This window comes from Lysobacter sp. Root690 (assembly GCF_001427785.1).
Lineage (GTDB): Bacteria > Pseudomonadota > Gammaproteobacteria > Xanthomonadales > Xanthomonadaceae > Lysobacter.
Genome location: NZ_LMHM01000018.1, coordinates 445,016 through 456,456, shown reverse-complemented (window position 1 = coordinate 456,456; position 11,441 = coordinate 445,016). Strand labels below are relative to the sequence as shown.

Here is an 11,441-nt window from a genome sequence, read left to right as displayed (position 1 = left end):
CGCGCCGCTCCTACAGGAAGCCCATGTAGGAGCGGCGTGAGCCGCGACCGCGAAACCACACATGCGTCGATGCCATCAGGTCGTAGCGGCGGCTCGGAAAATAACGCCTATCCAAGCCGCGCCGCGAGCCAACCTCAAAAGAAATCGCGATTGAACTTCAACACATGCCGCTTGCCATCCTCGCCCACCACGGTTACCTCGAAGCGCAACGTATCCGGTGGTGACACCGTCGCCACGCCGACGTAGTCGAGCAGTTCGCCATCGCGCATTTCGCGCACGACCACCTCCTGCTTGCGGCCGAGCAGATCGCCGACACTAATCGCGACCTTCGCCGGCAACGACACCGAGGTCGCGTCGTCGCCCTTGCGCAGCGACACCACCACCAACACGGTGCGCGCGTCGTGGGCGGCGCCGTAACGTTGGGCGATGGCCGGCGACAACTGCGCGGTCTGGATCGCGCTGGCGCGAATGCTGACATCGCCCGCGCGCACCACTTCCTCGCTGCGCGCGGCGTTGCCGTCGGGCTGCCGCGCCGAGGGTTCGCGCCCGCAGCCCGCGAGCAAGGCCAACACGGACGCAACGATGAAATATCGGGCGACGCGGTTCATTCGTTGGCCGCCGACAGTTCGCGCCCGCGCCGGGTCGCCGCGGCGATCGCGCTATCGACCAACTCGCGGAAACCGCCGGCTTCGAAGGTCTCGATCGCGGCCTGGGTGGTGCCGCCGGGCGAGGTCACGCGCGTGCGCAGGACCTCGGCGGGTTCCTCGCTCTGGGTCAGCATGGTCGCCGCGCCAAGCAAGGTCTGCCGCACCAACGCGCGTGCCGCCTCGCTCGACAGGCCCTGGATCTGGCCGGCCTGCTGCATCGCTTCGGCGAGCAAAAACACATAGGCAGGGCCGCTGCCGGAGACCGCGGTGACCGCGTCCATCTGCGCTTCGTCGTCGATGCGCACGGTCGGTCCGACCGCGTCGAGCAGACCGGCGGCCTGATCGAACCGCGACGCTGCGGCGGCATTGGCGTACAGACCGGTGATGCCCACGCCGAGCAAGGCCGGCGTGTTCGGCATCGCCCGCACCACCGCGACCTCGCCGCCGAGCCAGCGGTCGAGCTGGCTGGCGGTGATGCCGGCGGCGATCGAAATCGCCAGCGGCCGTTGCGCGCGTGCCTGTTCGGCCAGGCTCGCGCAGACTTCGCGCATCACCTGCGGCTTGACCGCCAGCAACCACACCGACGCGCCCTCGGCCGCGGCCTGGGCATTGTCGAAACAGGCCACGCCGAAATCGCGCTGCAGCGCTTCGCGCAAGGCCGCGACCGGCTCGACCACGCGGATGTCGCCCGCCGCCACGCCGCGCGCGACCAGGCCGCCGATCAGACTGCGCGCCATATTGCCGCCGCCGATGAAGGCGACCGGGCCGATGGGAAAGGAAGAGGGTTCGGACATGAGCGACCACGCGGTTGAAGAATCCGGCTCAGGATAACAACCGCGGTGGCTGTCTGCGGTTGCCGGCCCGATGATCGCTGCGCTGTGCGTGAGTAGGCGAATGCTGCGGCCGAGAGGAGTTCGAACCGGTACGGCGTCGCACAGGCCGTACAGATCGCGCATGTCGCGCATGTCCGTCGGGTTTGTTCGATCGTCGCGCCGACGCGGACGAGTGGGGCGCCGACGACTGCCAAAGTCGGCCGCGTGCACGGTGCTAACCTGCTGGCGATCGATCGGTCACCGCCGATCCACCCAGCCGTTTCAGGTCGCCGCCATCAGCATCAGCCTCTACTACGACGCGAAACGGGAGCTTCGGTTGAACGACGCCGAACAGCAGCGCCTGGATGCGATCGTCGCCGAATTCGACAAGTCCGCCGAGATCGAGCGTGATCACGTTTCAGGCAAGGGGCTCAACTGGGAAAGCTTCACCCTGTACGGCGCGGACCGATTGCGCGACGGCCAGGTGCTGGCCGGCGCGACCAAGCTGCCCGACAACAAGGCATTCGCGGTCCACCAGGGCGCGCGTCACTGGGTCGATTGCCTCAACCGGATCCGTCGCGAGGTATTGGCCGATGCGGTCTGGAGTGTGCAGATCGACGACAAGGCGTTGCTGTGGGACGACAAGAGCGGCTGGCACGATGAAGCCTCAGACGGACTCGCCTCGTTGTGGCTGGGCTGCCTGCTGAGCGCCCCGTTCCGGCTGTTCGCTCGCTGAGCGGCGCCGCTGTCGGTATCGCCCGATTCCCCGACTCACCTTGACTCACCCCGTAGCCCGCACCCGCGCCCCGAACAACGCCGTGCCGATCCGCACCATCGTCGCGCCCTCGGCGATCGCGATCGCATAGTCGTCGCTCATGCCCATCGACAAGGTGTCCACCGCCGCGCCGTGCTCCGCCGCGAGCGCATCGAACAGCGCCTTGGCCTTGGCGAACGCCGGCCGCCGCAGCGCCGGGTCGTCGTGCGGGGTCGGGATCACCATCAGCCCGCGCAGCCGCAGCCGCGGCTCGGCCGCGATCGCCGCCGCCAGCGCCGGCACGTCCTCGGGCCGGCAGCCGTGCTTGCTGGCCTCGTCGTCGATATTGACCTGGACCAGCGCGTTCAAGGGTGCCGCCTGCGGATCGCGGTGGCGGGCCAGGGCGGTCGCCAGCTTGGCCCGGTCGACGGTCTGCACCCAATCGAACAGCGCCGCCGCCTGCGCCGCCTTGTTCGACTGCAGATGGCCGATCAGGTGCCATTCCAGCGCCAGACCGGCCGCGCCGGTGCCGGCCATGGCCGCGCGCTTGGCCGCGGCCTCCTGGACGTAGTTCTCGCCGAACGCCGTTTGCCCTGCTAACGCCAGATTCGCGACCGCTGTCTCATCTTTGGTCTTACTGACCGCAAGCAATCGAGGAACCGGCCTGCCGGCGTCATGCGCCGCGCGCTGCAACTGATGCAAGATATCGTGCAAGACGTGCTCGGGCACGTGGGGAATCCTGTGATGAAGGGGCTGGATCGGCCATGCCGTTCGGGGGCTATACTGCCTCTTGGGGGTGGTTTGGTTCCAGCTTAGAGTTGCATCTGACCACAAAGCGGCTGGGCCCAATGTGGCTGGCTTTAACGGACCCGGCTGACGGGTCCCTGCAGTGCGGGGAGCACGCATGGATATCGCCGAACTACTGGCGTTCTCGGTTAAGAACAAAGCATCCGACTTGCATTTGTCTGCGGGCCTGCCGCCGATGATCCGGGTCGATGGCGACGTGCGCCGGATCAACATCCCGGCCCTGGACCACAAACAGGTCCATGCGCTGGTCTACGACATCATGTCGGACAAGCAGCGGCGCGACTTCGAAGAATTCCTCGAGGTCGACTTCTCCTTCGAAATCCCCGGCCTGGCGCGCTTCCGCGTCAACGCCTTCAACCAGAACCGCGGCGCCGGCGCCGTGTTCCGTACCATTCCCTCCGAAGTGCTGACCCTGGAAGACCTCGGCTGCCCGCCGATCTTCCGTCAGCTGATCGAACAGCCGCAGGGCCTGATCCTGGTGACCGGGCCGACCGGCTCGGGCAAGTCGACCACGCTCGCGGCGATGATCGACCACATCAACAAGAACGAGTACGCGCACATCCTGTCGGTGGAAGACCCGATCGAATTCGTGCATACCTCGCAGAAGTGCCTGATCAACCAGCGCGAAATCCACCGCGACACCCACGGCTTCAACGAGGCCTTGCGTTCGGCGTTGCGCGAAGACCCCGACTACATCCTGGTCGGCGAGTTGCGCGACCTGGAAACCATCCGCCTGGCGCTGACCGCGGCGGAAACCGGCCACTTGGTCTTCGGCACCCTGCACACCTCGTCGGCGGCCAAGACCGTCGACCGCATCATCGACGTGTTCCCCGCCGGCGAAAAACCGATGGTGCGCTCGATGCTGTCGGAATCGCTACGCGCGGTGATTTCGCAGGCGCTGCTCAAGAAGGTCGGCGGCGGCCGTACCGCGGCCTGGGAAATCATGGTCGGCATCCCGGCGATCCGAAACCTGATCCGCGAGGACAAGGTCGCGCAGATGTATTCGGCGATCCAGACCGGTCAGGGCTACGGCATGATGACGCTCGATCAGCATCTGCAGGATCTGGTCAAGCGCGGCATGATCCTGCGTCCGCAGGCACGCGAGTACGCGAAGGACAAGCGCCTGTTCGACTGATCGCGCGCGCCGGCGCCGCGCTGCGCGCGCCGGCTCGAGCCCTCGGACGAATCGGCCTTGGCACGATTCCCCCTTTAGCTCCAGACCTCCCGAGGAGGTAGCCCCATGAATACCCCGGCCCCGACCAACCCGACCACCGCCTCCGGCGCGATCGACTTCACTTCCTTCCTCAAGCTGATGGCGCACCAGCGCGCCTCGGATTTGTTCATCACCTCGGGCATGCCGCCGTCGATGAAGGTCCACGGCAAGATCAGCCCGATCACCCAGAACCCGTTGACGCCGCAGCAAAGCCGCGACCTCGTGCTCAACGTGATGAACCCGCAGCAGCGCGAAGAGTTCGAAAAGACCCACGAGTGCAACTTCGCCATCGGCGTGACCGGCATCGGCCGCTTCCGCGTGAGCTGCTTCTACCAGCGCAACCAGGTCGGCATGGTGCTGCGCCGGATCGAGACCAAGATTCCGACCGTCGAAGAACTGAACCTGCCGCCGATCATCAAGACGCTGGCGATGACCAAGCGCGGCATCATCCTGTTCGTCGGCGCGACCGGCACCGGCAAGTCGACCTCGCTCGCGGCGATGATCGGCTACCGCAATCTGAACTCGACCGGCCACATCATCACCATCGAAGACCCGATCGAATTCGTGCATCGCCACGAAGGCTGCATCATCACCCAGCGCGAAGTCGGCATCGACACCGACAGTTGGGAAGCCGCGCTCAAGAACACCCTGCGCCAGGCGCCGGACGTGATCATGATCGGCGAGGTGCGCACCCGCGAAGGCATGGACCACGCCATCGCCTTCGCCGAAACCGGCCACCTGGTGCTGTGCACGCTGCACGCCAACAACGCCAACCAGGCGATGGACCGCATCATCAACTTCTTCCCGGAAGACCGTCGCAACCAGTTGCTGATGGACTTGTCGTTGAACCTCAAGGGCGTGGTCGCGCAGCAGCTGATCCCGACCCCCGACGGCAAGGGCCGCCGCGTCGCCATGGAAATCCTGCTCGGCACCCCGCTGGCCCAGGACTACATCCGCGACGGCGAAATCCACAAGCTGAAAGAATTGATGAAGGACTCCGTGCAGTTGGGCATGAAGACCTTCGACCAGGCCTTGTTCGAGCTGTACCAGGCTGGCGAGATCAGCTACGAAGACGCGCTGCGTTATGCGGACTCGCAGAATGAGGTGCGCTTGCGCATCAAGTTGGCGCAGGGCGGCGATGCGCGGACTTTGTCGCAGGGGTTGGATGGGGTTGAGGTGGCTGAGGTTAGATAAGCTCTTCGATGTTTTCAAAAAAAGCCCGGCGATGCCGGGCTTTTTTGTGCCGGCCGTCAACGTCGCGAGCTTTGAGACGGTGGTATGTGACTGTTTGAATTACGCAAGCTTCGCGTCTTGAAAGCTGGTGTGCGCAACGGTGATCATCGCCCTGGGATTTCTCCAGAGTACGGCCTGCCCCACGCCTGCCAGATACGCTCGATCGATAGCGCACGCGCGATCACGGATGTTCCGCCGCTTTGCTCGCGGCTATTTTCTTCACCGGATGGATGACATGGTTTTCAGCGTTTCTACCCGCGCTCTGCTGCTGGTTTGCTTGGCTTTGGCGGCGACACTCATGCCCAATCTGTCCAAGGCGGCCGATCGGTATTGCGCCAATCGCTACATGCCCGTGAGCCAGGAGTCGGCCTGCTTCAAGACCAAGGCCGAAGCGGAACAGTTCATTCGGACCGAGCCGGCAACACCCAGTGGTAACTCGCTGTTGGAGTTGAAGTCGACGACAGCGGGCGGCGGGAATTTCTCGGAGACCTACGCCGTCAAAACGGTGGCTCCTACGTACTATGGGGACTATTACGTAGCTGACGACGAGTGGGGCAAGGGGCTCGGTTGCAGCTCGAACGGTGTATCTCAGCCGAATGGTCAGGTTGCCTGTGACGACGAAGATAAATTGGCGGCTGACATCAACGCCTCGTATTCCGTTCCGGTCCTGGATCACTATTACGAAGGTTCTTACTATCTAGAGGATGGGCCGGGTTGGGGAAACAGTGGGCAATACGTTTATCTGCGACGCGACTATCCGTCGAGCAATCCGAGCGCGCGCAAGTACCTTGTCAGACTGTCCGCTACCAGCCTCAGGTCTTGGAGGGTTCGGCGTACCGACTGGTTCAAGTGTCCGGAGTTATTCCAGGGCACGTGGGCAAATCCGAATGTTGATAAATGGCCATACGCCTGCGCCAATACTTCGCGCGGAGAAATCTACTGGAAATCGGCCCAGCATGACTCCTGTTGCAAGGACGGTAATCCAGCGGTCGCCGCAACCGGCAATAAGGAATACCGCGAACCCGATTTCGACTGGGAAGGCGGCGCATTCTCGCGCGCCTACAACTCGATCAATGACCTGGTTCTGCAGTCGGGTCTGACCGACAGCTGGGCGCATTCGTTCTCTACCCGGCTCATGATGTCCGCGGGCGCCCCACAAATATGGATCACGCCCGAAGGCTATCTCGAAGCGCTGAAGTTCAATTCGACGACCTCGTCCTACGCGTCCACCAACCGGCCCGGCGTCGTCCTGATCAAAGAGTCCGATGAGATCGCCGCACAGCGCGGCCGCTGGCGTCTTTCGGCGGCTTCGCAGGACTTGCAATGGTTCAACGACAGCGGGCGCTTGGTCAGCTTCAATCGCGCCGGGCGGGCTTTCTTTCTCGATTACTGCACCGACGGCGATGTCCAGTCTGGAATGTGTCTGGCTGCTGGCGATCTTCTCAGGGTGCGGAGCCCGTCGGGTCGTTCACTGAACTTCGTCTACGCGGCCGCGATAGCGCCGCAACTCGATGACAACGGCATTCGACTTGCGCGCATCACCGCCGACGGCGTGACTCTGGCCGATTATGTCTACGACAGCATGGGTCGACTGACTCATGCCAGCAAGGCGGGCGACAGCGCCGGCGAGGGCAGGGAATATCTCTACGCCGAGGTTGGCCATCTATGCCGCAACGCCGCCGGCACCACGGTGCCGGGATGCAATCCAGTCAACTTCAGCCATCATCTGACCGGCGTCATCGACGAGAACGGGCAGCGCTACGCGACCTACGATTACGACGAATTCGGCCGTGTCGTGGTCAGCGATCACGCGGATGGCGCTGGCAAAGTCACGCTAACTTATGGTGCTTCGGGTGGAACCACGGTGACGCTGCCGACGGGATCGACCAAGGCCTATACCTTCTCCACGGAGATTTTTCGTCAGCCGACCAAGGTCGCGATGTCCGTCACCGACGGCTCCGTGGCCGGAACCGATACGGCGTTCTATAGCGGCAACCGTCGGCAATGGAGCGAGGACGCACGTGGCATGCGGACCCAGTACACCTACGATCATTTTCACGAGCTAACTCGTAAGACCGGGCTGGCTTCTGGAAATGGCAACGTAACGGCGTTTACCCGTACCACGCAGACGGATTGGGTTCCGTCCTATTCGCTGCCGAGCGAGCGACGCATTCTGGACAACACCAATGCGTTGGTAGCCAAGTCGAAGTGGACCTACAACGGTCGCGGTCAGGCCCTGACATCGACCCAGGTCGATCCAGCCACCGCGGCCGAGCGAACCGTAACCACCGCGTACTGCGATCCCAGCGACGTGACGGCCGGCATCTGCCCGGTCGTGGGCTCGATCAAATCGGTCGACGGCCCTCGCGCCGATGTGAACGACATCGCCAGCTACACCTATTACGCCAGCGATGACGCCACCTGCGCCACGTCGCCGGCCACATGTGCCTACCGCAAAGGCGATCTGTGGAAGATCACCAACTCGCTGGGACACGTTACCGAGTTCCTGCGCTACGACTACAGCGGCCGTCTGCTTTCCAGCAAGGACGCCAACGGTGTCGTCACCGATATGGAGTACCTGCCGCGCGGCTGGTTGGCCAGCACGAAGATGCGCGGCCCCGACGCCGGTTCCGAAACCGATGACGTGATCATCCGCTATGAGTACGACCTCATCGGACAGGTCAAGAAAGTCATCCAGCCCGACGGCGCCTTCATCCGCTACGAGTACGACGCGGCGCACCGTCTGACCGATATCTACGACAACGTCGGCAACCGCATCCACTACACGCTCGACGCCGCCGGCGCGCGGACCAAGGAAGACACCCGCGACAGCAATGGCGCGTTGAAGCGCACGCTGTCGCGGATCTACAACCAGCTCGGTCAGCTGAAAACCGCCAAGACGGCCTACGATCACCCGACCGGCTTCACCTACGACGCCAGCGGCAATGGCGATGTCACCACCGACGCCTTGGGCCGCAAGGTCGACAACGATTACGATCCGCTCAATCGCCTGGCCAAGACATTGCAGGACGTCGGCGGCATCAACGCCAAGACCGAGTTCAAGTACGACGCGCTGGATCGCCTGACCAAGGTCACCGATCCGAAGAATCTCGACACCACGTATGCCTACAACGGCTTCGGCGATCAGGTGCAGCTGACCAGTCCCGATACCGGCGTGTCGACCTATACCTACGACAGCGCCGGCAATCGCAAGACCGAAACCGACGCGCGCAACATCACGCGCACCTACAGCTACGACGCGCTCAATCGGCCGATCGCGGTCGCGTACCCGACCACCAGCCTCAACGTGGGTTACGAGTACGACGCCGTGCCCACCGTTTGCGCCGCGGGCGAGACCTTCGCCAAGGGCCGCTTGTCGCTGATCACCGATGCGAGCGGCAGCACCCAGTACTGCTACGACCGCTTCGGCCGCACGGTCCGCAAGGTGCAGACCACCAACGGCAAAGTGTTCGTGGTGCGCTATGCGTACACGCTGGCGGGGCAGTTGAGCAGCCTGACTTATCCCGACGGCGCGGTCGTGACCTATCAGCGCGACGCGCAGGGTCGCATCAGCCAGATCGACACCAAGCGCGCGGTTGCGGGCGCGACGACCGAAGTGCTGCTGAGCCAGGCCACGTATCACCCGTTCGGCCCGACCGCGGGTTGGACCTACGGCAACGGCCGTACTTTCGCGCGGCCGGTCGATCTGGATTACCGCACCTCGGCCGTCGTCGATCCGTCCGCCGGCGGTCTGTCGGTCGGTTTTGGCTTCGATGCGGTCGGCAATATCGACAAGCTCACGCCCGCTGGCGCGACCAATACGTGGTTGACCTTCGGCTACGACGCACTAAATCGTTTGACCGCGTTGCGCGATGGGCCGACCAATACGGCGATCGAGGCGTATACCTATGACGCCACCGGTAACCGCCAGAGCATAACTACGGCAAGCGGCAGCAAGACTTATACCTACCCGACCGACAGCCACCGCCTGACACAGGCCGGTCCGGACAGTCCGCGGACCTATGACGCCAGCGGCAATTCCATCCAGATCGGTGTGAACAGCTTCATTTACAGCGACGCTGGCCGTAGCAGCGAACTCAAGCAGGGTGCGACCCTGATTCAAACCTATGTATATAACGGCAAGGGCGAGCAGGTTCGTAAGTACACCGCTGCCAATGATCGCCATGTGGTCTATAGCGAATTTGGCCAGTGGTTGGGCGAGTACGACGACAATGGCAATGTGATCCAGCAGGCGATCTGGATGGATGATCTGCCGGTTGGCCTGTGGGCCGGTAACGGCGCGCAGCAGGCGCTGCACTACATCGAACCCGATCACTTGGGTACACCGCGGATGGTGATCGATCCGGTTCGGAATGTGGCGGTCTGGAGCTGGGATTTGAAGGGCGAGGCGTTTGGCGACAGTGCGCCGAATCAAGATCCGGATTTGGACGGCATTGCACTTGTGCTCGATATGCGGCTTCCGGGGCAGCGATACGATTCGTTAAGTCGCCTAAGTTACAACTATTATCGTGACTATGAGTCAGCTGGCGGTCGTTATATCCAGAGTGATCCTATCGGATTGAGAGGTGGTGTCAGTACCTACGCTTATGCCATTTCAAACCCGGTGCTATGGGTGGATCCTTTAGGGTTGGAGGTTGTTTTTCCAACGGCCAATTGTGGTGGTAACTATGGTTTGACATATTGTGATGGCAAGGGTGGTCTCGTCGTTTCAAACTGCGACAACACATGTGGGCGGCAGTGTACGCAATTACACGAAAACGAACATAGACGTTTTTTGCAGGCTAAATTCGGTAGCGTATGTAAAAATCGCCCAAAGGGTGCTGCGCCATATCCGGTAGATTTCGCTTACGATGCTTTTATTATAGCTAATGCTGAGACTGAGTGCAGGGCATACAAAATCGGTGCATCCTGTCTGAAAAAGCTCGAAGCTACTAGTGAAGGACAATGCCCGCCGTGTAAGAGCCATATCGAAAGCCAGCTCAGGGTGGCAAGCTCGGAGAGGAAGCGCTATAGATGCGACGCATATGGCTGGTAAATTTCCTTTTGATCTCGGCAATCGGATGCGCACAATCCGAGGAATGCGTATCGAGTGTTGGTGTGGAAAGATCAGTTCCCGAGATGGTCAGGGCTGAGCTGGAGAAGAAAGGTTTAAGCAGTTATCTGCTGCTGGATAGGGTTGATTGCGGCGAAATTATATATTGGACGGCGGTTCCTTCCAGTACACCGGTTAACGTGCCTCGTCCTCCGGGATTCGGCTATTCGGTGGTTTTTAATTCTAAATTGCGGGTGGTTCATATCGATAAAGGCCAGTGAGCTTTAGTGGCGCGCTTCTTTGCTTCTACTGGGTGTAGCTCAGACTGTCCAGTCACGCCGTGTAATCAAGCGCGGCACGCAGGTATCTACAGCCTGATATCCGTCCGCACTCACACAAGTGGGCCGGTAATCCATAGCGAAAGAAGGTCTGCGAAAGAGAGGCAGAGTGGACTTTCGGAGAAGTTCTCTCTTGCCCCTATTCGCTTGCTGAAGCGAACGGTCGATCTCACGCCGCAAAGGTCGTGAGAACAAGAAGGTCGGAATCAGATTGAGTTTCCCGACAGCGCTATATCAATCGCCGCGACGATCAGTCAAAACTTGATCCCAGCCCGCGCTCCAACGTATCCGGTGTAATCCCCGGTATTCGTATCCACACTTACACGCCCCGTCAACCCCAGCGATGTCACGCCCTGGTTGTAGTTGAGGCTGGTCTCGCCGGTGACATTGCTGGCGCCATCGCGACCAAAGCCCACGGTGCCACGCGCATAGCCGCTTAGGTTTCAAAATAGGGGGCGGAGTGAACATTCGAAAAAGTCCATTCAGACCTCTATTTTCTGGACTGGGCGTGCCTAAAGACCCGGGGCCGGACATGCCTAGTCAATCTCGTTGCTATCCCTTACAATGACATTCACGGCTTCGGT

7 protein-coding genes are annotated in these 11,441 nt (G+C 62.0%); 4 read left to right on the top strand and 3 right to left on the bottom strand.

The window, feature by feature from the left end; genetic code table 11:
* Window positions 1–134: 134 nt before the first annotated feature.
* Together ASD86_RS25120 and proC are read right to left on the bottom strand one after the other, a co-directional pair.
* Window positions 135–608 carry a DUF4426 domain-containing protein gene (locus ASD86_RS25120; protein ID WP_056117165.1) on the bottom strand — a complete coding sequence of 158 codons (474 nt, stop codon included), beginning with the start codon at window positions 606–608 and terminating at the stop codon, window positions 135–137.
* Window positions 605–1,441, bottom strand: a complete 837-nt coding sequence (proC, locus tag ASD86_RS25115) for a pyrroline-5-carboxylate reductase (protein ID WP_056117163.1) — start codon at window positions 1,439–1,441, stop codon at window positions 605–607. Before proC ends, ASD86_RS25120 begins: the two co-directional genes overlap by 4 nt.
* Window positions 1,442–1,796: 355 nt before the next feature.
* Here proC and ASD86_RS25110 point away from each other — a divergent pair, with 355 nt between their 5' ends.
* On the top strand, window positions 1,797–2,195 hold the full coding sequence (locus ASD86_RS25110) for a hypothetical protein (RefSeq protein ID WP_056117160.1): 399 nt from the start codon (window positions 1,797–1,799) through the stop codon (window positions 2,193–2,195).
* A 45-nt stretch (window positions 2,196–2,240) separates the two neighbouring features.
* Here the strand turns inward: ASD86_RS25110 and ASD86_RS25105 are convergent, their stop codons facing one another.
* Window positions 2,241–2,927, bottom strand: coding sequence for a YggS family pyridoxal phosphate-dependent enzyme (locus tag ASD86_RS25105; protein WP_255357318.1), 687 nt, complete (start codon window positions 2,925–2,927; stop codon window positions 2,241–2,243).
* 190 nt (window positions 2,928–3,117) lie between these two features.
* Here ASD86_RS25105 and ASD86_RS25100 point away from each other — a divergent pair, with 190 nt between their 5' ends.
* From ASD86_RS25100 to ASD86_RS28100, 3 genes are all read left to right on the top strand, one after another.
* On the top strand, window positions 3,118–4,155 hold the full coding sequence (locus tag ASD86_RS25100; protein ID WP_036109068.1) for a type IV pilus twitching motility protein PilT: 1,038 nt from the start codon (window positions 3,118–3,120) through the stop codon (window positions 4,153–4,155).
* Between the two features lie 105 nt (window positions 4,156–4,260).
* Window positions 4,261–5,427, top strand: coding sequence for a PilT/PilU family type 4a pilus ATPase (locus tag ASD86_RS25095; protein ID WP_046655750.1), 1,167 nt, complete (start codon window positions 4,261–4,263; stop codon window positions 5,425–5,427).
* Between the two features lie 226 nt (window positions 5,428–5,653).
* The gene (locus ASD86_RS28100) at window positions 5,654–10,522 is read left to right on the top strand and encodes an RHS repeat-associated core domain-containing protein (protein WP_235567896.1); all 4,869 of its coding nucleotides are present in this window, start codon (window positions 5,654–5,656) and stop codon (window positions 10,520–10,522) included.
* Window positions 10,523–11,441 lie beyond the last annotated feature (919 nt).

Excerpts from the sequence above, each read along its gene's own strand:
- ASD86_RS25120 (WP_056117165.1), bottom strand. The coding sequence starts at position 608 with ATGAACCGCGTCGCCCGATATTTCATCGTTGCGTCCGTGTTGGCCTTG.
- proC (WP_056117163.1), bottom strand. The coding sequence starts at position 1,441 with ATGTCCGAACCCTCTTCCTTTCCCATCGGCCCGGTCGCCTTCATCGGC.
- ASD86_RS25100 (WP_036109068.1), top strand. The coding sequence starts at position 3,118 with ATGGATATCGCCGAACTACTGGCGTTCTCGGTTAAGAACAAAGCATCC.
- ASD86_RS25095 (WP_046655750.1), top strand. The coding sequence starts at position 4,261 with ATGAATACCCCGGCCCCGACCAACCCGACCACCGCCTCCGGCGCGATC.
- ASD86_RS28100 (WP_235567896.1), top strand. The coding sequence starts at position 5,654 with ATGTTCCGCCGCTTTGCTCGCGGCTATTTTCTTCACCGGATGGATGAC.